At 34.8% G+C, this 25703-nt stretch carries 19 protein-coding genes; 14 read left to right on the plus strand and 5 right to left on the minus strand.

Features of this window, described 5'->3' with window-relative positions:
• Window positions 1–4: 4 nt before the first annotated feature.
• On the plus strand, window positions 5–997 hold the full coding sequence (locus BLQ19_RS02565; RefSeq protein WP_074537284.1) for a hypothetical protein: 993 nt from the start codon (window positions 5–7) through the stop codon (window positions 995–997).
• Window positions 997–2139: a lycopene cyclase family protein gene (locus BLQ19_RS02570; protein WP_074537285.1), complete on the plus strand. Its 1143-nt coding sequence runs from the start codon at window positions 997–999 to the stop codon at window positions 2137–2139. The genes BLQ19_RS02565 and BLQ19_RS02570 overlap by 1 nt, the downstream gene beginning before the upstream one ends.
• Here BLQ19_RS02570 and BLQ19_RS02575 read toward each other — a convergent pair whose 3' ends face one another.
• Window positions 2140–3114, minus strand: a complete 975-nt coding sequence (locus tag BLQ19_RS02575) for a polyprenyl synthetase family protein (RefSeq protein WP_074537286.1) — start codon at window positions 3112–3114, stop codon at window positions 2140–2142.
• Between the two features lie 154 nt (window positions 3115–3268).
• Between BLQ19_RS02575 and BLQ19_RS02580 the strand changes: the two genes are divergently transcribed.
• From BLQ19_RS02580 to BLQ19_RS02595, 4 genes are read left to right on the plus strand one after another with little or no spacing between them, the layout of a single operon-like run.
• Window positions 3269–3874 (plus strand): TetR/AcrR family transcriptional regulator, encoded by a 606-nt coding sequence (locus tag BLQ19_RS02580; RefSeq protein ID WP_074537371.1) that lies wholly within the window; start codon window positions 3269–3271, stop codon window positions 3872–3874.
• Window positions 3875–3911: 37 nt separating this feature from the next.
• Window positions 3912–5246, plus strand: coding sequence for a TolC family protein (locus BLQ19_RS02585; protein WP_074537372.1), 1335 nt, complete (start codon window positions 3912–3914; stop codon window positions 5244–5246).
• Window positions 5247–5285: 39 nt separating this feature from the next.
• Entirely contained in the window at window positions 5286–6455 is a 1170-nt protein-coding gene (locus tag BLQ19_RS02590) for an efflux RND transporter periplasmic adaptor subunit (RefSeq protein WP_029447331.1), read from the plus strand.
• 12 nt (window positions 6456–6467) lie between these two features.
• Entirely contained in the window at window positions 6468–9971 is a 3504-nt protein-coding gene (locus BLQ19_RS02595) for an efflux RND transporter permease subunit (protein WP_025616120.1), read from the plus strand.
• A gap of 304 nt (window positions 9972–10275) precedes the next feature.
• Here the strand turns inward: BLQ19_RS02595 and BLQ19_RS02600 are convergent, their stop codons facing one another.
• Window positions 10276–10626 carry a toxin-antitoxin system YwqK family antitoxin gene (locus BLQ19_RS02600; protein ID WP_024482127.1) on the minus strand — a complete coding sequence of 117 codons (351 nt, stop codon included), beginning with the start codon at window positions 10624–10626 and terminating at the stop codon, window positions 10276–10278.
• 241 nt (window positions 10627–10867) lie between these two features.
• Here BLQ19_RS02600 and aspS point away from each other — a divergent pair, with 241 nt between their 5' ends.
• From aspS to BLQ19_RS02620, 4 genes are all read left to right on the plus strand, one after another.
• The gene (gene aspS, locus BLQ19_RS02605) at window positions 10868–12622 is read left to right on the plus strand and encodes an aspartate--tRNA ligase (protein ID WP_074537287.1); all 1755 of its coding nucleotides are present in this window, start codon (window positions 10868–10870) and stop codon (window positions 12620–12622) included.
• 36 nt (window positions 12623–12658) lie between these two features.
• Window positions 12659–14452, plus strand: a complete 1794-nt coding sequence (locus BLQ19_RS02610) for a chloride channel protein (RefSeq protein WP_139150186.1) — start codon at window positions 12659–12661, stop codon at window positions 14450–14452.
• An 8-nt stretch (window positions 14453–14460) separates the two neighbouring features.
• Entirely contained in the window at window positions 14461–14718 is a 258-nt protein-coding gene (locus tag BLQ19_RS02615; protein ID WP_024482130.1) for a hypothetical protein, read from the plus strand.
• Window positions 14719–14806: 88 nt separating this feature from the next.
• Window positions 14807–15001: a cold-shock protein gene (locus BLQ19_RS02620; protein WP_024482131.1), complete on the plus strand. Its 195-nt coding sequence runs from the start codon at window positions 14807–14809 to the stop codon at window positions 14999–15001.
• A 61-nt stretch (window positions 15002–15062) separates the two neighbouring features.
• Here BLQ19_RS02620 and BLQ19_RS02625 read toward each other — a convergent pair whose 3' ends face one another.
• A complete protein-coding gene (locus BLQ19_RS02625) occupies window positions 15063–15512 on the minus strand; it encodes a nucleoside deaminase (protein WP_024482132.1) in 450 nt (149 codons plus the stop codon).
• A gap of 161 nt (window positions 15513–15673) precedes the next feature.
• On the opposite strand from BLQ19_RS02625, the gene BLQ19_RS02630 reads away from it, so the two are divergent.
• Both BLQ19_RS02630 and BLQ19_RS02635 read left to right on the plus strand, forming a co-directional pair.
• The gene (locus tag BLQ19_RS02630; RefSeq protein WP_074537289.1) at window positions 15674–17455 is read left to right on the plus strand and encodes a 1-deoxy-D-xylulose-5-phosphate synthase; all 1782 of its coding nucleotides are present in this window, start codon (window positions 15674–15676) and stop codon (window positions 17453–17455) included.
• On the plus strand, window positions 17442–18548 hold the full coding sequence (locus BLQ19_RS02635) for a DUF3078 domain-containing protein (protein ID WP_074537290.1): 1107 nt from the start codon (window positions 17442–17444) through the stop codon (window positions 18546–18548). Before BLQ19_RS02630 ends, BLQ19_RS02635 begins: the two co-directional genes overlap by 14 nt.
• Before the next feature lie 4 nt (window positions 18549–18552).
• Here BLQ19_RS02635 and dgt read toward each other — a convergent pair whose 3' ends face one another.
• Entirely contained in the window at window positions 18553–19896 is a 1344-nt protein-coding gene (gene dgt, locus BLQ19_RS02640) for a dGTP triphosphohydrolase (RefSeq protein WP_074537291.1), read from the minus strand.
• Window positions 19897–20071: 175 nt separating this feature from the next.
• On the opposite strand from dgt, the gene BLQ19_RS02645 reads away from it, so the two are divergent.
• Both BLQ19_RS02645 and BLQ19_RS02650 read left to right on the plus strand, forming a co-directional pair.
• Window positions 20072–20473 (plus strand): carboxypeptidase-like regulatory domain-containing protein, encoded by a 402-nt coding sequence (locus BLQ19_RS02645; RefSeq protein ID WP_074537292.1) that lies wholly within the window; start codon window positions 20072–20074, stop codon window positions 20471–20473.
• A 160-nt stretch (window positions 20474–20633) separates the two neighbouring features.
• Window positions 20634–22922, plus strand: coding sequence for an inorganic phosphate transporter (locus tag BLQ19_RS02650; RefSeq protein ID WP_024482137.1), 2289 nt, complete (start codon window positions 20634–20636; stop codon window positions 22920–22922).
• Between the two features lie 76 nt (window positions 22923–22998).
• Here the strand turns inward: BLQ19_RS02650 and BLQ19_RS02655 are convergent, their stop codons facing one another.
• On the minus strand, window positions 22999–25491 hold the full coding sequence (locus BLQ19_RS02655; protein WP_074537293.1) for a zinc-dependent metalloprotease: 2493 nt from the start codon (window positions 25489–25491) through the stop codon (window positions 22999–23001).
• Between the last annotated feature and the right edge of the window lie 212 nt (window positions 25492–25703).

Below are 25703 nucleotides of genomic sequence, written 5' to 3' on the forward strand. Positions count from 1 at the left end.
GATAATGAAACCTACATTTTACCTAATTATCTTTTTGATTGTTTTTAGCACCCAGGCACAAACCTCTAATAGCGAAATTGTAGCTTTAGGTCCAGATGAAGAAAAAGAAATCTTGATTCCCGCTTATAAGAATGATGTGGTTACTATAAGTATAACACCTAAGAGTAAAAAAGCAAAAAAGAACAATTTTCTACTATACCAATACCCGAGCAAATTATTAGTAAAGGTAGAAGGCGAGAAAACCTTCTCGCAAACCATTACAATTTCTAACAACGGTATTTATAAGTTAGTTCTTAGAAATAATAATTCTAAGCTTAGTGATTATCAGCTTAACTATGAAATAGTATCCTCGCGGAAAAAGAAACCACAAATAGGCTATAAAGTAAAAAAAGATACTACCTACGGTTTTCCTACAGAGCGTTTGGTAGATAAGAAAAAACTAGAATCTGTTTCTATTCAAAATGAGAAGTTTTATTTAAATAGCACCTCCAACGCATTATTAAAAGGCGGTAAAAATAGAATTATTATGCCCGTAAGTTTACCAAAAAACACGATAGAATGGTATTATGTATTTAGCGCTTCAAGAGAAGAAAATGACATAAAAAACACCTTATCATCATTTAATTTTGCATCACAACTTACAAAGTTTATCAAAGAAGATAATGAAATACAGAGTGCAGTAAGCAATTTAAATCCTCCTCCCGGAGCTAATATTTGCGATATCTATGTGATAAATTCTGATAAAGATGCCGAATTATTTAAAGAAAAAGAAGATTTCAAATCTAATTTAGAAGGTACTCGTGAAAATTTCAAGTCTGGTATTGTAAAAGTATCTACAACAGATAAAAGTTACTTAGGCATTAGAAACCCTGATAATATTTATGGAATACATATAGCTATTGAAATAATAGCTTTGGTAGCAAAAACAGAAAAAGTAAAAGAGACTGTAAATATTCCAATCATTAAAAGTTACCAGATACCCTATTTAATAGACTAATGAATTCTTTTGATTACATAATCATTGGTGCAGGAGCAGCTGGTTTATCGTTAGCGAATGCTATGGGTAAGGATTCTTTTTTTTCTAAAAAGTCTATTTTACTTCTCGATAAAAATGCTAAGCAAACTAATGATAGAACATGGTGTTTTTGGGAAAAAGGTGAAGGAGATTTTGATGATATTCTACATAAAAAATGGAGCTCAATACAATTTGCTGGACAGCAGATTGATCAAAAATATCCGATTGCGCCCTATGAGTATAAAATGATTCAAGGGTTAGATTTTTACGCCTCTATGTTCAAAAAGTTGGATGAATATCCGAACATTACTTTTTTAAACGAAGAGGTGATATCTGTAACTAATACTGCCACCGTTAATACGGTAAAGACTGCAAATAACACTTTTATAGCCGCTACCCTATTCAATAGTATCTTTGATTATAAAGAAGCTTTACAGCAGCAAAAATATCCTGTTTTACAACAGCATTTTATTGGTTGGTTTATTAAAACAGAGCAGCCTGTATTTGATCCTAAAGTGGCTACATTTATGGACTTCTCAATTCCTCAAAGAGGAAATACGCGTTTTATGTATCTGTTACCAACCACAGCACATGAAGCGTTAATTGAATACACTTTATTTTCTGAGCACTTATTAAAGGCATCTGAATATGAAGAGGCAATAAAAAAATACATCTCCCAGAAAATTGGAGTAAATAACTATGAAATTGTAGAAACAGAACAGGGCAGTATCCCTATGACTTCTTATAATTTTACAAGCAAAAATACTTCGAAACAAATATTCATTGGTACCGCTGGCGGATGGACAAAAGCGAGTACCGGCTACACTTTTAAAAGCACACAGAAAAAAGTAACCTTATTAATCCAACATTTGAAAGATCAAAAGCCACTTCAAAATTTTGGAAAAAGAGATAAATTTTGGTTTTATGACCTTTTACTGCTAGATATTCTACACCGCAGAAATGGTCTTGGCCAGTCTATCTTTGAGGCGCTCTTTAAGAATAGAAAACCACAGCTCATCTTCAAGTTTTTAGATGAAGAAACAAGCCTTTTAGAGGACGTAAAATTTATTTCCGCACTTTCTCCTATGCCATTTATTAAAGCCTTGTTACGTCGTATCTTTTAATTATACCTTTCGTTGCATTAAACTTTCTCCAAATTTCTTAAGAAGCAATTTCTTTTCTTCAGAAATCTCTAATTTGGTCAATACCACAAAAGCCTTTTCAGTATAGATAGATATTTCTTCTTGAGTACGTTCTGCAGCACCGCTGTCTATAAAAATACTTTTTACTGTTTCAATTTTTTCGGTAGCATCTGCGGGTTGTATAGAAAATAAATGCTCTAATTCTTTTACTTGTTCTGGAGCAGAATGCTCTATTGCTTTTAAATATAGAAACGTCTTTTTATTCTCTATAATGTCTCCTCCTACTTGTTTTCCAAATGTTTTTGGATCTCCAAAGGCATCTAAATAATCATCTTGTAGCTGAAATGCAATCCCTAAATTTCTTCCAAATTCATAAATACTATTTTGACCCTCTAAAGAAGCATTCGCGATAATGGCTCCCATTTTCATAGCTGCTCCTACCAGAACTGCCGTTTTGTATTCTATCATTTTCAAATACTCCGGAATTGTAACGTCATCTCTAGTTTCAAAATCTACATCATATTGTTGCCCTTCACAAACCTCAATAGCTGTTTTACTAAATAGTTTCGCTAGACTTCTAAATACCTCTCCTTCGTAATTTTCAAAAAGCTGATAGGCATTAATCAACATGGCATCTCCTGAAAGTATCCCGGTATTGATATCCCATTTCTCATGAACGGTAGCTTTTCCTCTTCGCAAGGGAGCATCATCCATAATATCATCATGCACCAGTGAAAAATTGTGAAAAACCTCAACAGCCAAGGCAGCATCTAATGCTTTTTTATAATCTGAACCAAAAATATCAGCAGTCATTAACGTTAAAATAGGTCTCAAACGCTTCCCTCCTAACGCTAAAATATAATTGATAGGTTCATATAAATTAATAGGCTCTTCAAGTTTGGTATGCGCTTCTAAATAAGCTATAAATTCTTTACGGTAATCTTCTATGCGTTGCATCTGGCAATTTTTTATCAAAAATACATTAAACCTCCCAAATAGTACAAAAGTGTTTCTTAAAGGAAGCTTACAAAAAATCAAATGTTAAATTATCGTAAATACTTTGGAAACTTTTTTTGTTTTTAAAGTTTCCGAATTACATTTGCAACCAATTATGAAAGAAAAAGTTTTAGATAAGGCAACTGAAATGTTTTTGACCCTAGGGTTCAAAAGCGTTACTATGGATGATTTAGCCCATGAAATGGGTATCTCTAAAAAAACCATATATGCTCATTATGAAAATAAAACCAAATTAATAGAAGAGTGTACACTGCAATTATTTTGCTTCATATCAACAGGTATTGATGCTATTTGTACGTTACAAAAAAACCCTATTGAAGAGCTTTTAGAAATTAAGAAGTTTGTGATGCAGCACCTAAAGGACGAAAAATCTTCTCCCCAGTACCAATTACAAAAATATTACCCTAAAATATATGCTTCACTAAGATCTAAGCAATATGACGCGATGCGATCATGCGTCATTAACAATATCAAGAAAGGTATAGACCTGGGTATTTACAGACCTAATCTAAATATCGAATTTGTCTCTAGAATATATTTCACCGGAGTAACTAGTATAAAAGATTTTAGCTTATTTCCGCCAGATTTATTTCCTGTTAATAAACTACAAGATGAATATTTAGAATATCACCTTAGAGGAATTGTAACTCCGGAGGGAAGAAAAGTTTTAAATGAACTTATTAATTCAAATCAAGAATAAAACAAACAATAGTAGAAAACCCAATAACAATCAACGTATGAAAAATCATTTCTTAACCTTCCTAGCCTTACTATACCTTTCTATAGGCATGGCGCAGGAAACTAAAAATAGCTTTACGCTAGATGAGGCTATTAATTTTGCTCTAGAGAATAACTATAGCGCTATTAATGCCAGTAGAGATATCGCTGATGCCAAAAAACAAAAATGGGAAACCATTGCTGCTGGCTTACCGCAAATTAATGGAGCCGTTAGTTATCAGAACCAATTGAAGCAACCAATATCTCTGATTCCGGCAGAATTTTTTGGAGGAGAAGAAGGTACTTTTGCCCCTGTAATTTTTAGCGAACCTCAAAGTTTAACAGCAACCGCTACCCTTAGCCAACAAATTTTTGACGGCTCGTATATCGTTGGGGTTCAGGCTACAAAAACCTTTATTGCTTATAGCAAAAACAATCAAGAGAAAACCAAATTAGAGGTTAAAAAAGCCGTAGTACAAGCTTATGGTAATGTACTATTAGCAGAAGAGAGTGTTAAAATTTTAGAAAACAACATTGCTACTTTAGAGAAGAATCTTTTTGAAACAAAGAAGATTTATGAAAATGGATTAGGAGATGAAGAAAGTGTTGAACAGTTACAGATCACCTTATCTTCTGTTGAAAATCAGCTCAAAAATGCCGAACGTTTAAAAATTATTACGCTTCAAATGTTAAACTTAACGATGGGTATTGCAACAGACAGCCCTACGTTATTGTCTGACAATTTAGATGATTTGGCGCAACAAGAAACAGATTTAGCCTTTGCAGACACCTCATTTAATCTCAAAAACAATGTAGACTACAAAATGGCCTTAAATCTAAACGAGCAACGTGCTCTAGAGTTAAAGTTACAACGCAGTAAAGCATTACCAACCTTAAATGCTTTTATAAACTACGGTAGTTCTTCCTATAGTGATCAATTTAATTTTTTCAAAGACGAAACAGAATGGTTTGATTATTCCGTTGTTGGAGTAGACTTAAACATTCCTATTTTTAGCTCCCTAAAAAGAAGTGCGAGTACGCAGCGTGCTAAAATTGCTTTAGAGAAATCAAAAACACAATTAACAGAGGCCGAACAGCAAATAAAACTTCAGCTCAAAAAAGCACAAAGTGATTATATTTTAGCTATTGAACAATATGCAACATATAAAGAAAACTTAGCCCTTGCAGAACGCATCGAAAACAAAAATCAGATTAAATATTCTGAAGGTATTGCCAGTAGTTTTGAGCTAAGACAAGCACAACTACAACTATATGATGCTCAAAACACTTATCTACAATCTATGGTAGATGTTATTAATACCAAGACAGAACTAGAGGTAGTTCTTAACAATTAAGCCCATTACAATAAAACAATCAACTAGAAAAAATATACAATGAAAAAATTATTAATTGCAAGCGCAGCCGCCTTCCTACTTGTAGCATGTGGTGGAGATAAAAAGAAGTCAGTTGAAGATGTTATCGCAACTACGAACCCTGAAGAAATTAGAACTAAACGTGCTGAATTGGTTGGAGAGCAACAAACAATTCATGATAAAATTAAACAGCTAGATGAAGCTTTAACGCAATATGATACGGTTAAAAAGGTTCCTTTAATTACCACCATTACTGCTAAAAACGAAGTATTTAATCACTATTTAGAATTACAAGGAAATGTAACTACGAAAGACCTTTTAGTAATTACTCCTGAATATAACGGCATTCTAACTAACATATACGTTAAGGAAGGTCAAAATGTCCGCAAAGGTCAAATCTTAGGAAAAATTGATGATGGTGGCTTAAGTCAGCAAGTTGCCCAGTTAGAAATTCAAGCAGAATTAGCTAAAACTACTTTTGAGCGTCAAAAACGTTTATGGGATCAGCAAATAGGAAGTGAAATTCAATATCTGCAAGCAAAATCTACTTACGAAGCTCAATCTAGAGCAGTAGCGCAATTACAACAACAAATCGCTAAAACAGTTATTAGAGCTCCTTTTTCTGGTACTATTGATGATGTTATTACCGAGCAAGGTAGTGTTGTAGCTGCAGGGCAATCTCAAATAATGCGTATTGTTAATTTAGACCATATGTATATTGAAACAGATGTACCTGAAAATTACATCACCAATGTTTCGAAAGGTAAAAGCGTAGAAGTAGAGTTTCCTATTCTTGGAAAAACAATTAGCACTAAAATTAGACAAGCAGGAGATTTCATTAATCCATCTAATAGAACGTTTAAAGTAGAGGTTGGTATTCCATCAAAAGAATCTGGCGTAAAACCTAATTTAACAGCTCGTCTAAAAATTAATGATTATACAAATGAAAATGCCGTATTAATTCCTCAAAGTATTATTTCTGAAAATGCAGACGGAGAACAGTATGTGTATTTAGTGAGTGATAAAAAAGCGAATGAAGAAGGGGTTGCCAAAAAAATCATTATAAAAACAGGTAAAACTCAAGGTGATGTTATTGAGGTTTTAGAAGGTTTAGAAAATGGTGCTGAAATAATCAAAGAAGGTGCGCGTAGTGTTGAAGATGGCCAAACTGTTAAAGTAATTAATCTTTAAACCAAAAAACGAATGACTAAAAAGAAAAAACAAGTCGAAAAAGAGTTTGGATTATCCTCTTGGGCCATTAACAATAAGACAACCATGTATGTACTTATTGCTGTAATTTTCTACTTAGGTATTGCTGCATTTTTTAGCATGCCTAGAGAGAATTTTCCAGAGGTGAATGAAACTAAAATATACATCAGCTCTGTGTTCCCTGGAAATACCGCTGAAGATATAGAGAAACTTATTATAGATCCTTTAGAGGATAAACTTAAAACGGTAAGTAATGTTGTAGAAATAACTTCTACCTCTCAAGAAGATTACGGGATGGTCATTGTTGAGTTTGACGAAAACATCACTGTAGAGCAAGCAAAACAAAAGGTTAAAGATGAAATAGATACAGAAACTTCTAGTGAAGACTGGCCGACGTTTAATGGTGCCAAAGTAGAACCAGATGTTTTTGAGCTTAGTTTATCTGAAGAAATGCCTATTCTAAATATCAATATTACGGGTGATTATCCAATTGAAAAATTAAAAGAATATGGCGAGTTTTTACAAGACGAAATAGAAAATCTTTTAGAAATAAAAAAGGTAGACATTCGAGGAGCTCAAGAAAAAGAAGTAGAAGTAGCTGTAGATATCTATAAAATGATGGCTGCCGAGGTTACTTTTAATGATATAATTGGTGCTATTAATAACGGAAACGTTACGATGGCTGCTGGTAATTTAATTTCAAGCGGTCAAAGACGTACCATTAGAATTTTAGGTGAAATTGAAAACCCTAAAGAATTAGAAAACTTTGTTGTTAAAGCGGAAAGTGGAAACCCTATTTATTTAAAAGATGTTGCCACTGTTGCTTTTAAAGAAGAAGACAAAACCACTTTTGCTCGTGAATATGGTAAGCCTGTAGTGATGTTAGACGTTAAGAAACGTGCTGGTAAAAACATGGTTGCTGCTGTTGAGCAAATTCGCGTTATCGTAGATGATGCTATAAAAAATCAATTTCCTCAAGATTTAAAAGTAACGGTTACTAATGACCAATCTTCTGTAACCATCGGTCAAGTAGATGATTTGGTGAACAACATTATTTTCGGGGTTATCTTAGTAGTTACCGTATTAATGTTCTTTTTAGGATTTAAAAATGCCCTGTTCGTAGGTTTTGCAATCCCGATGTCTATGTTCATGTCATTAATGATATTAGGTTGGCTTGGTCAAAGTTTAAATACCATGGTATTATTTGGTCTTATTATGGGGCTAGGTATGTTGGTAGATAACGGTATTGTAGTCGTAGAAAACGTTTACCGTTTAATGGAAGACGAAGGTATGAGCAGAATAGAAGCTGCTAAAAAAGGAATTGGAGAAATTGCTTTTCCTATAATTATCTCTACTGCAACAACAGTAGCTGCCTTTATTCCATTAGGCTTATGGCCCGGAATTATGGGAGAGTTTATGAAAATCTTACCCATAACTTTATCGGTAGTATTGGGGTCTTCGCTATTCGTTGCAATCTTCTTTAACTCGGTATTGGTATCGCGCTATATGACGATTCAAGATAAAGACATGCCATTACAACAAATCATTAAAGTTACAAGCATCGTTGCTGCTGTTGGTATCTTAATTCTACTTGTGGGCGGTGCTTATCGTGGACTAGGAACTGTAATGATTTTTACCGCCGTGATGCTTTGGTTGTATCGTTGGTTTATCCGTAAGTGGGCCAATACCTTCCAAGATAAAACACTAGTAAAATTAGAGAATTGGTATGAACGCCAATTACGCGGTGCCCTTTCCAATAAAATGCCTTACATATTATCTATAGGTACTTTTGTGCTGTTGATCTTATCTTTTATTGCGTTCGGTGCTTCATTAGCTTCTCAACGAACTAAAGTAGAATTTTTCCCAGATAATAAGCCCAATCAGATTATTGTATATATAGAATACCCACAAGGTACTGATATTAAGAAAACCAACGCAATTACCAAAGAAATTGAAGAACGTGTGTACAAGGTTATCAATGACAATCAATATAAAGATGGAGATTATAACTTTTTGGTAGAAAGCGCAGTTTCTCAGGTTGGTGAAGGTGCTGGCAATCCTCAAACAGACGGTGGTTCTTCTGCAGAAATGCCCCATAAAGGGAAAATTACAGCCTCTATGCGCGAATATAAATTTCGTAAGGGAGAAGATAGTGAATTGCTGCGTCAAAAAGTACAAAAAGCCTTAGTAGGAATTTATCCTGGTGTTTTAATTTCTGTTGAGAAAGATGCTGCCGGACCTCCTGCGGGATCTCCAATAAACATTGAAATTCAAGGTGATGATTACAATGAGCTAATTAATACTGCTGAAAAAATGCGAGAGTTTATCAATACTAAAAACATTGCAGGTATTGATGAGTTGAAGATTGATGTAAATAAAGACAAGCCCACCATGCGTGTGGTTATTGATCGTGAAAAAGCTGGAGAATTAGGAATTAGTGCTGCTCAAGTGGGTACACAATTACGAAATTCTATTTTTGGTTCTAAAGCGGGTATTTACAAAGAAGATGGTGAAGATTATGACATCTATATTCGTTTTAATGAAGAAAACCGTTATAATACGAGCGCTTTATTCAATCAAAACATTACGTTTAGAGACAATACAGGACAAATGAAAAGTGTTCCACTTTCTACTGTTGCAAAGCAAGCTAATAATTCTGGATTTAGTGCTATTAAACATAAGGCTACTCAACGTGTAGTAACTGTTTATTCTGCCTTATCTCCTGGATTTACAGATGCCAGTGCTATTGTGGCTCAAGTTCAAAACGAAATGAAAAGTTATGAAGGGCTGCCTTCCAATATCAAAATTGATTATACAGGCCAGATTGAAGAACAAAATAAGCAAATGGCCTTTTTAATGGGCGCCTTTTTTACAGGACTAGGATTAATATTCTTTATTCTTATTTTTCAATTTAATTCTATTTCTAAGCCTACTATCATTATGCTAGCCATCTTTTTAAGCTTCATTGGCGTATTTGGGGGTATAGTAATTACAGGAAGTGCCTTTGTTATTATGATGACCATGGTAGGTATTATATCATTGGCCGGTATTGTTGTAAATAACGGAGTAGTATTGCTAGATTACGCGCAGCTGTTAATTGATCGTAAAAAGAACGATTTAGATTTAGAAGATGCTGATTATTTAGAGACTGAAGACCTTTATGAAAGTATTGTAAAAGCTGGTAAAGCACGTTTAAGACCTGTATTACTAACCGCAATAACGACCATTCTTGGTTTAATTCCTTTAGCAATAGGTTTAAACATTAACTTCTTTACCTTGTTTGCAGATTTTAATCCAAACATATACATGGGGGGTGATAATGTTATCTTTTGGGGACCTTTAGCGTGGACCGTTATTTATGGTTTATTAATAGCCACTTTCTTAACCTTAATTTTAGTACCCGTACTATTCTTTCTCGTTATGAAATTAAAGATGTGGTTGCACACTAAGTTCTCTAGTGACTCAGAAACACCAGCTTTAGAAGAAAACGTATCGTAGCTTACACTTAACTAATTGAACAAAACACTCCCTTAAAAGCTGCGCTTTTAAGGGAGTGTTTTGTTTTACATCCTAGTTATTTATAACTGTACGCCATTAAAGCAGTAAGTTACTTGTAACGAATAACTCTTCTTTTGACACTACTATCCTTAGATTCACAAGATAGCATACATGACTAGTCCTAAAATGGGATGGAAGATTACTATGGCATACGAAGTTTTAATAAAAAACAAGGAGGTATATCTAGAAACAAAAAAAAGCCCTGATAAAAATTATCAGGGCTTTTACTATATATTAAATAGTACTATTTGTTACTCACTACAGCTCCTTTTGAGTCTAATTTAGTAACACCAACTATTCTACTATCTTCAAAATCTACTTGTTGTAATTCTTCACCTTTCCAGAAGAACCAAGTACCTGTTTTTCTACCATTTAAATATTCTCCACTAGCAACTTTCTCACCAGCTTCGTCAAACATCGTCCAATCCCCATGTAATTTACCTTTTAGAAATTCTCCAGTTTGTGCTATTTCTCCATTATCATGAAAATACGTAGCAATTACTTTGTTACCATCCTTTGTAAAAGTTGGCTTAGTTTCTTGTGCAGATATGGCAACTGTTAAGAACAGTGCTAAAAAAAATGTGAATGTTTTCATGATATATATTTTTAATATTATTACTCCTTATTTATACTAACGTATCAAATATACAAATATTTTACCTTAAATACTCATTTTATTTACATTAACTTTACATTGCAGTAATAAACAATTGTAAAACAACACTTTAACACATCACTAATTATAGTTTATTACAAAAATTCAAATATAAATCTGTACTAATTAAATTCTAATAAATAGAAGATACTTACTAAATTTGCCATCAAAATAATTTAGCATGTACAGAAGTCATAGTTGTGGCGAATTAAGAGCCTCAAACAATAATCAAGAAGTTGTTTTATCTGGTTGGGTACAAAAAGTAAGAGATAAAGGTTTTGTCATATGGGCAGATTTACGCGATCGTTATGGTATAACACAATTAATTTTTGATGAAGAACGTACTTCTAAAGAACTATTAGAACAAGCAAGGTCTCTAGGAAGAGAATTTGTCATCCAAATAAAAGGAACGGTGATTGAACGTTCTTCAAAAAACCCAAATATTGCTACTGGAGATATTGAAGTTTTAGTAAAAGAATTAAAGGTTTTAAACAAAGCTTTAGTTCCTCCCTTTACCATTGAAGATAAAACAGATGGTGGTGAAGATCTAAGAATGAAATACCGGTACTTAGATATCCGAAGAAATCCTGTAAAAAATAACTTAATATTCAGACATAAAGTTGCCATGGAAGTGCGCAAGTTTTTATCTGACGAAGGCTTCATTGAAGTAGAAACGCCATATTTAATTAAGTCTACTCCAGAAGGAGCTCGTGATTTTGTGGTGCCTAGTAGAATGAACGAAGGGCAATTTTATGCCTTACCACAATCTCCTCAAACTTTTAAGCAATTGCTTATGGTAGGAGGAATGGATAAATATTTCCAGATTGTAAAATGTTTTAGAGATGAGGATTTAAGAGCAGATAGACAACCAGAGTTTACACAAATAGATTGTGAAATGGCGTTTGTTGAGCAAGAAGACATTCTTAATGTTTTTGAGAACCTTACCAAATATCTTTTAAAAGAAGTAAAAGGCTTTGAAATAGAGAACTTTCCTAGAATGACGTATGACGATGCTATGCGTACATACGGGAATGACAAACCAGATATTCGTTTCGGAATGGAATTCGGTGAGTTAAATGAGGTTGCACAACATAAAGAATTTGGTGTTTTTAACGATGCTGAATTAGTAGTAGGTATTGCTGTTCCTGGTGCTGCTACGTATACAAGAAAAGAAATTGATGCATTGATTGATTGGGTTAGAAGACCACAAGTAGGCGCCAAAGGAATGGTGTATGCTAAATATAACGAAGATGGTAGCTTTAAATCTTCTGTAGATAAATTTTACGATCAAGAAGATTTAGCAAAATGGGCAGCAGCAACTGGTGCTAAACCAGGAGATTTAATCTGCGTACTTTCTGGTGATGCCAACAAGACAAGATCACAGCTTAGTGCTTTGCGTATGGAACTAGCAGAACGTTTAGGGCTAAGAAATCCTGAAGAATTTGCTCCATTATGGGTTATTGATTTCCCATTATTAGAATTAGATGAAGAAACAGGGCATTACCATGCGATGCACCACCCATTTACATCTCCAAAACCAGGTCAATTAGAATTATTAGATTCAGATCCAGGTGCGGTAAAAGCTAATGCGTATGATTTAGTATTAAATGGTAATGAAATAGGCGGAGGATCTATTCGTATTCATGATAAAGACATGCAAGCTACCATGTTCAAGCATTTAGGTTTTACTCCAGAAGAAGCAAAAGCTCAATTTGGTTTCTTAATGGATGCCTTTCAATACGGGGCGCCACCACACGGAGGTTTAGCCTTCGGCCTAGATAGATTAGTTGCTATTTTAGGGGGACAAGAAACCATTAGAGATTTTATTGCGTTCCCTAAAAACAATAGTGGTCGCGATGTCATGATTGATGCTCCTGCAAAAATTGATAATGAGCAATTAAAAGAATTACATCTAAAACTAGATTTAAAAGCTTAAATTATAATCCCGAACTATTTCGGGATTCTTTATATAATGGAAAAACTTAAAAAAACTTGGTTTACCAAATTTTTGGTTTGGAGGGTAAAGCACATTTCTGAACGCCAGTTTATTTATTTTTTAAGTATTCTTGTAGGATTTACATCGGGTGTAGGCGCTGTCATACTAAAAAACTTAACACACTTTTTTCAGCATTTGCTAGAAGGCAAGCTCGTTAATGACTATCACCAAGCTTTTCTATTCGTGTTTCCTATTATTGGGCTTATACTCGTTTACCTCGTTATAAAATTCGTCATTAGACACAAGGTAAGCCACGGTATCCCTTCTACCCTTCATGCGATATCTCAGCATAAAGGTATTATGCGTAAATATCAAATGTTTGGATCGCTCCTCACCGCGCCGCTAACGGTAGGTTTTGGAGGTTCTGTGGGGTTAGAAGGACCAACAGTAGCTACTGGAGCCGCTATTAGCTCCAACATTTCTAGGATGTTCCACATGAACCAAACCAACAGGAACCTCTTGATTGGTTGTGCAGCAGCAGGCGCATTGTCGTCTATATTTAAAGCTCCTATTGCTGCCATAATTTTTGCTATAGAAGTTTTTAGTCTAGATTTAACCATAGCCTCTATGCTTCCCTTACTTCTAGCATCCATATCTGCTATTATCACATCCTATTTTTTCTTTGGAGACGATGTATTACTTCCATTTAAAACAAAAGATGCTTTTGTATTGGCTGATGTACCCTTCTTTATATTCTTAGGAATCATTGCTGGTTTGACCTCTATTTATTTTACAGAAGTATATGATAGAATTCAGAAATTCTTTGACAAGATTGGGTCTCCCATAAAGCGTTTGTTGATTGGAGGAATAGGAATAGGAATTCTTGTTTATTTTATCCCACCCCTGTATGGAGAAGGTTTTGATGTAATAAACAGCCTTGTACAAGGGAACCCTGAAAAAGTTTTAAAAAATAATATTTTCGAATTAGATCTTACCAATGTTTGGATGGTGATTATCCTTTTAATTGGTTTGGTTCTTTTCAAGATAATTGCAAGTGCACTCACATTTGGTGCAGGCGGAGTTGGTGGTATATTTGCTCCTACCCTCTTTATGGGAAGTATCATGGGAAACTGTGTCGCTAAAATTATCAACACCCTCAATCTCTTTGGCAGTAAAGTATCTGAGAGTAACTTTACCTTGGTTGGTATGGCTGGCCTAATGGCCGGAGTATTGCATGCTCCGCTTACCGCAATTTTCTTAATCGCAGAAGTTACGGGCGGCTATGAGCTATTTATCCCATTAATGATCACCGCAGCTATCTCTTATTCCATAACTAAATATGCACACCCACATTCCGTTTACAATATGGAATTAGGAAGAAAGGGCGATTTAATTACACATGATAAAGACCATGCAGTATTAACCTTGATGGATATTGATAAAGTAATTGAAGATAACTTTGCTATTATTCATCCAGAAATGTCTTTAGGAGACATGGTTCATAACGCGGTAGTAAAATCTAACCGAAATATTTTTCCTGTAGTTGACAAGGAAGATAATAGTTTGTTAGGCGTGATATTGCTAGATGATATTAGAGCAATTATGTTTAACCAGAAACTATATAATGAAGTTTTTGCTAGTGATGTTATGCATACACCGCCAGAAATTATAGAATTGGAGAAAGATAAGATGACAGAAATAATGCGTAAATTTCAAGATAGTGGCGCTTGGAATCTCCCTGTTATTAAAAACGGATCTTATATTGGATTTATTTCTAAATCTAAACTTCTTACCGCCTACCGAAGAAAACTAATAAATTTTACAAAATAAAAGGTCTAATGAAATTAAAATATTTTATCTCCCTTGTTTTACTAGCTTCCTTAGCATCAATCATCTATGGTTTTACTATAAAAGAAACCCAAGTTGCATTTGCGCATAAATGTATTGGCCTAGGCACAGTGGGAATTTTTTTAGTTGCTATGCCTTTATTTCTTATTAAAGAAAGCAAGGGGAAAAAAGTAAAAGACTACATGCTCACTGAGGAAAATATCCTTAAAATGCAAGGTAAAAAGCCCAAAAAGACTGATAACCAGTAGTCTATAAGGCTGTTTTTTTGTTCCGAATTGTAAGAAATTCGTAAAAAAGTATACATTTGTATATAATATTATTTTAATTTTTATACAAATGACTGGAACAGTAAAATTTTATAATGTATCTAAAGGCTACGGATTCATTACCAACGACAACACAGGAAAAGACATTTTTGTTCATGCAACTTCATTAAATGGTGCTGAACTTAACGAAGGAGATCAAGTAGAATACGAAGAAGAGGAGGGCAAAAAAGGTATTGTCGCAGGACAGGTACAAGTAATAGGCTAATCCCTACGTATTTTTAAAAAAATTAATAAGCTCTAAGTATTGCTCTTGGAGCTTTCTTATTTTAATTAAGATTTCTTCTTTGGGCAAAAAATCGCTTTAAAAGTGCAGAAGCTTCCGCTTCTAATATACCCCCTACTATTTTAGTTTTAGGATGTAAGGTGGTCCCCATGGCCCCGCAACCGCGATCTACATCTGTTGCTGCATATACAATTTTAGAAATCTGACTCCAGTACAAAGCTCCTGCACACATTTGACAAGGTTCTAGGGTTACATATAAAGTACATTCTTTAAGATATTTACCTCCTAAGAAGTTAGCCGCTGCCGTAATTGCCTGCATCTCTGCATGTGCCGTAACATCATTGAGTTGCTCTGTTAGGTTATGTGCTCTAGCAATTATCTTATCTTGGATTACAATGACAGCTCCTACAGGGACCTCTCCCTTTTCAAAAGCATATTCTGCCTCTTGCAAGGCTTTTTTCATGTAGTAAGTATCATCAAAAGGTGCTATCATAAGTCAAAAGTATTAAAAGATAATTATTCAAGAACTATTTGACGCTAAAACCTAAAAAGTAAGGAAAGAATTCAAATTAAAACATATAGTGCATAATTCAATCGAAATCTAACTGAAAGAGTATCGCAAAATAGGTATTTTTGCGTGATTTTATATATGATATGAATAGCTCCATTTTGCAACATATTAATTCTCCTAAAGAATTAAGAGAACTGTCTCCTCAACAGCTTCCTAAACTTGCCCAAGAATTAAGGGAGTTTATTATTGCTGCCGTGGCCGCTAAAGAAGGTCATTTAGGAGCTAGTCTTGGTGTAATAGAATTAACTATTGCCTTGCATTATTGTTACAATACCCCCGTAGATAATTTAATTTGGGATGTAGGTCACCAAGCCTACGGACATAAAATTTTAACAGGCAGAAGAGATGTTTTTGAAACCAACCGACAGTTAAATGGTATCAGTGGATTCCCTAAACGAAGTGAAAGCGTGTATGACACTTTCGGAACAGGCCATAGCTCTACGTCTATTTCGGCAATTCTAGGAATGGCCATTGCCTCTAAATTAAAGGGCGACCTACATAAAAATCATATTGCCGTAATTGGCGACGCCTCTATTGCTAGCGGAATGGCTTTTGAAGCACTAAACCACGCAGGTGCCACAGATGCTAATGTTCTCATCATTCTTAATGATAATGCTATTGGAATTGACCCTAGTGTAGGTGCCTTAAAAAAGTACCTAACCAATGTTAAAAAAGGGACAGCAAAAGATGAAAACATTTTTGAATGCTTAAACTTCGACTATACAGGTCCAATAGATGGACACAATCTTGATGTAGTTATTTCTACGTTACAAAACCTACAAAATAAGAAAGGCCCTAAATTATTACACCTAATTACTACGAAAGGCAAAGGCCTTAAGCAAGCTGAAGAAAACCAAGTGACCTACCATGCCCCTGGAAAATTCAATAAAGATACGGGAGATTTACTTCCAAAATCTAACGAGTTTCAGCCTTCAAAATATCAGGATGTATTTGGCCTTACCCTAGTAGAATTAGCACAACAGAATGAAAAAATTATAGGCATTACTCCAGCTATGCCTACGGGTAGTTCTTTAAAATACATGATGGAAGAGATTCCTGAAAGAGCTCTCGATGTGGGTATTGCAGAACAACATGCCGTGACATTAGCAGCAGGCATGACCACGGAAGGGTTTATACCTTTTTGCACTATTTATTCTACTTTTCTACAACGCGCCTATGATCAAGTAGTTCATGATGTTGCCATACAAAACTTACCTGTAATCTTCTGTCTGGACAGAGCAGGGCTAGTGGGACAAGATGGCGCTACACATCATGGCTTATATGATATTGCATTTTTAAGATGCATACCAAACTTAATACTCGCAGCTCCAATGAATGAACTGGAGCTTAGAAATATCATGTATACGGCACAATTGGGTTTAAACCATCCTATAGCCATAAGGTACCCTCGAGGACGCGGTGTATTAAAGGAATGGAAATTACCTTTTGAAAAAATTGAAATAGGAAAGGCGCAAAAACTAAAAACTGGAACGAAAATTGTGGTGCTTTCCATCGGTCATATTGGTAATATGGTCAGTAATGTTCTCGAAGAAGTTGAGGACATGGAAAAAATAGGACACTATAATATGCGCTTTATTAAACCCTTAGACCGTAAAGAATTAGAGCAAATTTTCACCTCTTACGATCATATTATTACGATTGAAGACGGGTGTAAAACGGGAGGTTTTGGAAGTGCGATTATAGAATTTGCCAATGAGAATTTATACCAAAAACCAATAACTGTTTTAGGGATAGAAGATAAAATTATCGAACAGGGGACCACAGAAGAACTGTATCAGATCGCTAAAATTGATGCTTTATCATTAAAATTGAAAATCAACACCATATTAAATGCAAGCAAATAACCTAAAATTAACTGCACTACTAGTCGTTTTCTTATGCTTTGCTAGAGTTAATGCACAAGATAGTATTCCTGAACCACAAAAAATAGATTCCATAGCTATAGACACCATTGTAATCCGTTCGTTTCAAGATCGGATTAAAAATATTCCGAGAGGCGCTAACTTAACTAACCCTGTCATCTCTTTTAAAAGAACAAAACCCCTAAAAAACAAATACAACCGGTTTAAAATTCCGTCTTTCTGGGATAATGAGAATAAAATTGGTTTTAATTTTAGTGAGGTAGCTTTTATCAATTGGAATGCCGGTGGAAATAATTCAATTGCCGGAGCTGCAAATGCAAAATTTGTTAGAAACTATAAATTTAGATACGTCCAATGGAATAATGATTTGGAAGTTCGTTACGGGTTAAATGCGCAGGAAGACCGGGAGCTTAGAAAAACGGAAGATGTCATTAGATTCAGTTCTACTTTTGGTTATAGAAAAGACACCATTACCAATTGGTACTATTCTGTAAAAACCAATTTTAATACGCAATTTTCTAACGGATATAAGTATCCAGATACTGAAACCCCGATCTCTACTTTTATGGCACCAGGTTATCTATTTTTAGGTGCAGGTACCTCCTACATACCTGAAGGCAAAAAATTTAATCTTTATATTTCACCAATCACACAAAAAGCCACCTTTGTTTTAGATCAGGACCTTGCCAACAACGGTTCTTTTGGGGTTAAAAAAGCCGTAAAAGATGCGGATGGCGCTATTATTGAAGAAGGTGAAAACGTCTTTATGGAGCTCGGTTTTCTCATCACTAATACTTGGGAAAAGGAAATAATGACCAACGTACTGATGAATCACAGGATTAGTTTATACACGGATTACCTCAACAGCTTTGGGAATATTGATGTAGATTGGGAGCTAAATTTCAATCTTAAAGTCAATAAATACATCACGAGTAACATAGGAACACAAGTTATCTTTGATAATGATATTTTGTTTGACGAAGTTGTAGATGACGCTGGCGTGGTCACCTCAAAGGGAGTGCCTAAAATTCAATTCAAACAAATTTTAGGCATTGGTATTACATATGATTTTTAGATTCTTAAAGCTGTTTTCCCATAATTTTATTATGAATATGCACTGCAGCACTGTCTGATAAGCTAGCAACATAACAGCAGGTGTTTAATAAAATAGCATAGGCAGAACCATCGGTATCCTTATAGTTTCCAGGAAGTGTTTTAATTAAGAGCTTATCATAATTAGAAGCATTGTCTTCTTTCTTATTCATTAAAGCGGCGGTATACACTTGGAGTATATCAGAGATGATTTTATACCCTGCAATCTCTTTTTCTATGACCTCTTGTGATTGGTAAATTTTATCAATACTAAGTTTGATGATATCATCAATTTGCGCTTTATAATCGCTCTTATCTAATAAAGCTACATGAAACTCTCCTGCTAGAATAGCGGATTCATTTTCAACAAATATCCGCACAGCATCTGTAATAAGCGTATTAATCGCTAATGCTCTTAAATAACTCAAACGATCTTCCATGTGCACCATGGAATTGTATTTTTTAGTATTGATACTGTTTTTAACCAACTTAATTAAGTACTCCAAAGCAAATTCTTCCGAAATCAAACCTAAATTAATACCATCTTCAAAATCAATTATCGTATAACAAATATCGTCTGCCGCCTCTACCAAAAAGGTCAAAGGGTGTCTAGAATAGCTAATAGATTCTCCTGCACTTGTTTGCACCAAGCCTAACTCCTGCGCAATAGGAATAAATTCATTTTTATCGGATTGAAAAAAACCAAACTTTTTATCCGCAATATGGCGCGTTGGTTTCTTAGGTAATGATTCTTTTGGATACTTCATAAAAGCCCCTAACGTCCCATAGCTTAACCTTAGTCCGCCTTCCACACCTTTTCTAGAAGCAGTAAGTAACCTAAAGCCATTAGCATTTCCTTCAAAATCTATAATATCTTGGTATTCTTTATCGGAAAGTAGTGGTTTAAACTTTTTGCCCTCGCCAGTTTTGAAAAATTCACCAATAGCTTTTTCTCCACTATGGCCAAATGGCGGATTTCCGATATCATGCGACAAGGCAGCTGCAGCAACAATGGCTCCAAAATCATTCATTTGATAGCCGTGAACCTCACTTAAATACGGATGCTTTTCTATTATTTTTTTTCCTGCTATTCTTCCCAAACTTCTTCCTACTACAGAAACCTCTAAACTATGCGTAAGCCTAGTATGCACAAAATCTGTTTTCGATAAAGGAATAACTTGAGTCTTATCTTGCAAGGATCTAAAAGCGGAAGAAAATATAATTCTATCATAATCTACCTCAAATCCCAATCGTGTTTCGTCTTGCTCTTTACGCAATCTTTTGTGATGATCTCCTTGTCGTTTCAATGAAAGTAGCTGCTCCCAGTTCATAAGCTCAATAATTTGATGCAAGATACATTTTTTTCAAAGCAAGCCCACGTAGAAACGGAGCTCCTTTAAAACCACAAACATAACATATTGGAAATATATCTTTAACTTGGCGGTAACTTTAAGTTTACATTCTGTCTTTTAATTTGCATTGCAATTTAAAAGCATTTAATCAGCGATGAACAAAGTACTTAGCATCTTACTATTTTTAGTTACAATAGCCAGCTTTTCACAGAACAGTGGAAAAATTATGGGGAATGTTTCTGATGCAGAAATAGAAAATGAAGCCTTATTATTTGCTTCTGTAAAAATTAAAGACACACCAAATGTTGCTCAAACTAATTTTCACGGAAACTACGAATTTGAAAATATTGCTTCCGGAGAGTACACCTTGGTATTCACTTTTCTAGGATACGAGACAAAAGAAGTAGCTGTTTCTGTAAAAAACAATGAAATTTCTAGAGTAGATGGAGCGCTAAAGTCTAAAACTATAGCAATAGATTTACTTTCTGATGAAGAAATTGCCGCTACAGAAAAATCAAAAAATACTATTTCTAAAAGAAATTCTTCCTTAAAATAAGCCCCTAAACGATTAGTTTTTGAATTTTGAACGACATTTAGGGCATTACAGATCGAATTTGCATATTTTAGCCCTAAATAAGGTAGGTCTTATATCATAACCTTATATTAACTTTAATACCAGATATTAATGGCATTTTTGCCGTTAGATACACGAATTAATGGGTGAAAATATTTATTTATTCATGATTGTTGCCTTAGCGGTATTAGCAATCACGGATTTAGTGGTTGGCGTTAGTAATGATGCCGTTAATTTTTTGAATTCAGCAATAGGATCTAAAGCAGTTTCTTTTAGAACCATCATGATTGTTGCTAGTGTTGGTATTGCGCTTGGAGCAGTATCTTCTAGTGGTATGATGGACATTGCCAAAACAGGCATTTTTAATCCGAATAATTTTGTTTTCTCAGAAGTCATGATCATTTTCATGGCGGTGATGATTACCGATATTCTGCTTTTAGATTTCTTCAACACCCTTGGAATGCCTACCTCAACGACAGTTTCTATTGTCTTTGAACTATTAGGAGCCGCTGTTGCCATTTCTATATTAAAAATCTTTGCTGTTGATGGTAGTTTATCTACCCTTGGTGAATACATTAATACAGATAAAGCTACCGAAATTATTATAGGAATTTTATTATCTGTAGTCATTGCATTTACCGTTGGAGCTATTGTACAATTCTTTTCTAGATTACTTATTACATTCAAGTTTGAAAAGCAAGCAAAATGGGTAGGTGCCGTATTTGGTGGCTTTGCAATTACTGCCATTATCTATTTCATAATCGTAAAAGGATTAAAAAGTGCTTCCATATTAGATGGCCCTATCTCTGAATTTATAGCTACCCAAACCAATGCCTTTATCCTTATAAACTTTGTCTTTTGGACCTTATTATCACTACTATTAACCACCGTATTTAAAACAAATATTTACAAGTTAATTATCCTTTTAGGAACCTTTGCCTTGGCAATGGCTTTTGCGGGTAATGATTTAGTAAACTTCATAGGTGTGCCTATCGCTGCATTACAATCGTATCAAGATTGGAGTGCTTCAGGTGTTTTAGCTACAGAATACGGGATGTCTGGTTTGACCAACGCAGTACAAACCCCAATACTACTCCTATTACTATCGGGCGCTATTATGGTTTTAACCATTTGGTTTTCATCTAAAGCTAAAAACGTTGTTAAAACTAGTGTAGACCTTTCACGACAAGACGAAGGAGAAGAACGTTTTGAGCCTAACTTCATGTCGCGTCAAATAGTGCGTTTATCTGTAAAAGCATCAGAATCTTTTTCTGCTATTTTACCCAATAGCCTGCACAACCGTGTTAATGCACGTTTTGAAAAACCAGCACCATCTGTATTAAAGGTAAAAGAACAAGACAAACCTGCATTTGATTTAGTTAGAGCAGCTGTAAACCTTATGGTAGCAAGTATCTTAATATCATTGGCTACCTCTATGAAATTACCATTGTCTACCACGTATGTAACTTTTATGGTTGCCATGGGTTCTTCCTTAGCTGATAAGGCTTGGGGCGCAGAAAGTGCAGTTTACCGAGTTGCAGGGGTATTAAATGTTATTGGCGGATGGTTTTTTACTGCGATTATAGCTTTTGTAGCGTCTGCGATTATTGCTATTTGTATTAATTATGGTGGTACCATCGCTATAGGTATTTTCTTAACCTTAGCTTTTCTAATGATTTTTAGAAATTACTTTAAACAAAGCAAGAAAGCACAAGAAATTAAAGCAGAAGATAGCCTTAGAAAATCTGAAAGCAGCTCTATACAAGGAGTTATAGAAGAAAGTGCTAACAACATTTCTACGGTAGTTAAACGCAGTAACAAAATTTATACGATAGCTATTGATGGTCTCGCACGCCAAGACTTAGACTCTCTTAAAAAGAACAAAAAACAGGTTAACAAACTTTCTACAGAGATTGATGAACTACGAGACAATATCTTCTATTTTATTAAAAATTTAGATGAAGCTAGTGTAGGTGCGAGTAATTTTTACATCAGCATATTAGGCTACTTGCAAGATATGGCTCAATCTTTAGAATACATCAGTAAAGTAAGCCATAAACACATTCACAACAACCATAAGAAGCTTAAATACAACCAAATTAAAGAATTGAAAGAGATTGATTCGAAACTAGAAAGCGTTTTTAATGAAACTAAGCTAGCCTTTGAAACTAGATCTTTTGAAAAGATTGGAAACATTATCAAACATAAGCATGAAGCCTTTGATTTGGTTTCTCAGAAAATTAAGAAACAAGTAGAACGAACTAGAACGGAAGAATCTAGCCCTAAAAACACTACGTTATACTTTTCTTTATTACAAGAGACAAAAGACTTACTAACGGCTTTAATGAATCTTTTAGAACTGTATTACAATGAGCACGATAGCTCTGTTGAACCAGCTAAGGTTGATTTATCTAATCAGAACAATAAATAAGAATCACTTAGATTTTTTAAACATATATAAAAAGGAAAGGGAGAAATTGTTCTAATTTCTCCCTTTCCTTTTTTGCTTATTTTGATGACGTATCTAAATACGTATCAATCCTTGCTATAGCATCATCATAATGATAGCGCGTTACGGTATTAACCCCTGCTTTTCTAGCAATTTTGAGCTTAGAGCGTAAACTTGTAAGCTCTCCCCTGACCAAAGCTCTTACATCAGACGCAGCAACCTCATAATTTATAGCTCCTTCAAAACCTCCTCTATTAAAACGTCTTGGCGTATACTCCTCTTTTAGTAAATACCCCATCCGATCAATATAGGAACGCTGTAAGTTTCTCCTATATATAGCTACATTTTTTGCACTATTGGCCTCACTCCAAAGCCCAGTACGTAAGTCTTTCAACATCTCTAAAGCACTATAGTAATTTACAGCCGTAGTTTCTGCATCCATTAATCTACCAAGACGATCAAAACTCAATAGCGAATTTAAATGACGTTCTTGTAGCTTTCTCACCTTTTCAAAATATCCAGCATGGTCAATATTCTGAAGGATACTTTTATCAATCAACCATTCTGGCGTAGCAAAAATATTTTTCTGCAACCATTGCATGGATGCCCTCTGTGATTTTTCATCTAAACGCGTATACACGAATCCGCCTTGTTCTGGCTTTTTTAGATCTTCAAAAACCCCACCTACATTGGTAACTACATGACCAACATAACGACTATAAACTCCTAAAAGCTCACCATACAATTCCTCTAAATCATCATAATTATTTGTTTTATCAGAAGTCCAAGCAGGTAAATTTGCGGCTACATATTTTAAGTTTTTTAATCCATAGGTACTCGCTGCAACAGGGTCATCCCCTACGCCTTCAGTCTGAGACTGAGGATCAAAAGTACTTGACTGTCTCCCAAATTTATACTTAGGGTCATTAGCCTTTTCTGCTATCCATTGATCTAAAACAGGAACTTCTTCTTCTGCAGAATTTGCTTCTGCAATGTACCGATATCCCCAATTGGCGGCGTAATGATCATAAGGCCCCATTTGACGTATAAAACGAATATTTTTATCTCCCGGTTGCGCTACATAATTGTACCGTGTATAATCCATTAAACTTGCAGCTAAACCAAATTCTTGGGTAAAAGCACCATCTCTTAAAGACTCTACCGGATAGGAATAACTAGCCGCCATATTATGAGGAAAACCTAACGCATGCCCCACTTCATGTGCAATTACCATACGCATCATCTCTCCAATTTCTTCCTCTGGTGTATCTAAGGTTCGTGCAGAAACATTTGCAGCTCCTGTCTCTAATAAATATCTATTTCTATAACTCCTTAAGTGATTGTGATACCAAATAATATCACTCTCTATAATTTCCCCACTTCTAGGATCAGAAACACTAGGACCTACCGCATTACGAGTAGTACTAGCTACATAGCGCACTACAGAATACCGAATGTCTTCTGGACTAAATTCTGGATCTTCTTCTGGAGTAGGTGCATCTTTTGCTATAATGGCATTTTTAAATCCTGCCGTTTCAAAAGGTTTTTGCCAATCTTCTATTCCTTGCTTCATGTAAGCCTTTAGATTCTCTGGAGTACCAGGATCTAAATAATAAATAATAGGCTTTACGGGCTCTACTAATTCCCCACGAGCATACGCCTCAGGATCTTTTGGTTCTAACCTCCAGCGTCTAATGTATGTTTTTTCATCAGCCTTTAACTGCATACTTCCAAAATCATTCTGGCTTACCGTAAAGAATCCTACACGAGGATCATACAATCTTGGTTGCATAGGTACCTCTGGTAAAAGAATCATAGATTGATTCATTTGAAGACTTATTGATTCTGACTTAGCTTGGGTAGGTGGCTCTGAAGCACTATAGGTAAAATCTTGTTTAACTTCAATATTTTCAGGAAAACTCTTTACACTATTCACAAAACTCCTAGAGGCATCTAATTTTTTTACTTTGTATTCTTTTCGCAATCTGCTAGACAGACCACTAATAGCAGGTACATCTTCAGAGAAAAACTTGGTTACATTAATAACAACGGCTGTAGAATCAGCATTGAAAGCTTCAATATTAAAAGCATATAAAGTGGGCTCATAATTATTTACCTGAACAGACTTCGCAATTGCTTTAGTATCTGGTGCAATATTCGAAAACGATTTTATTTTCAAGAGAATTTTATCCTGAAACCGCAACCAATGCACCACTTGCTCATTGGTTTTAGAACCGGCATTCATATAACCGCCACCTAAACCTTCTGGAATCTGAGCAATTCTACTCACCCAAAGCATGTCTTTGTTTAAAACATTGAAGGGTATTTCATAAAAATATTCTTTTTTAACTTGATGCGTTTTAAACAAACCATCATCTGTAATGGCCTCCTTTGTAATTACATCCGCATACGATTTAATAGCATCTTTATCTTTTGATTTTGCCGCAGGTGCCGCTACCGCTTTAGATTTTTTACCTTTCTTTTTTTGTGCTTGAGCATTTTCTAACGAAACTATAGATAGACAAATGAACAGTAGTAGTAGTTTTTTCATATATAAGATTGATTATAGTTTCTAAATTTAGAAAAACACTATTCAAAACTTAAGGTTTTTAAAAAACCTTAACATTTTTAACCTGCAGTAGGCTAGCTAACACATCCAATATCCTAAACAAAAGTGCATACTATACACTATTTACTAAAAAGCATACATTTTAACGGGTCATCTATACGTCTATTTCTTAACTTAAAGTACGTTTACAATTA

The sequence above is a fragment of the Cellulophaga baltica genome (assembly GCF_900102165.1).
GTDB classification, from domain to species: domain Bacteria; phylum Bacteroidota; class Bacteroidia; order Flavobacteriales; family Flavobacteriaceae; genus Cellulophaga; species Cellulophaga baltica.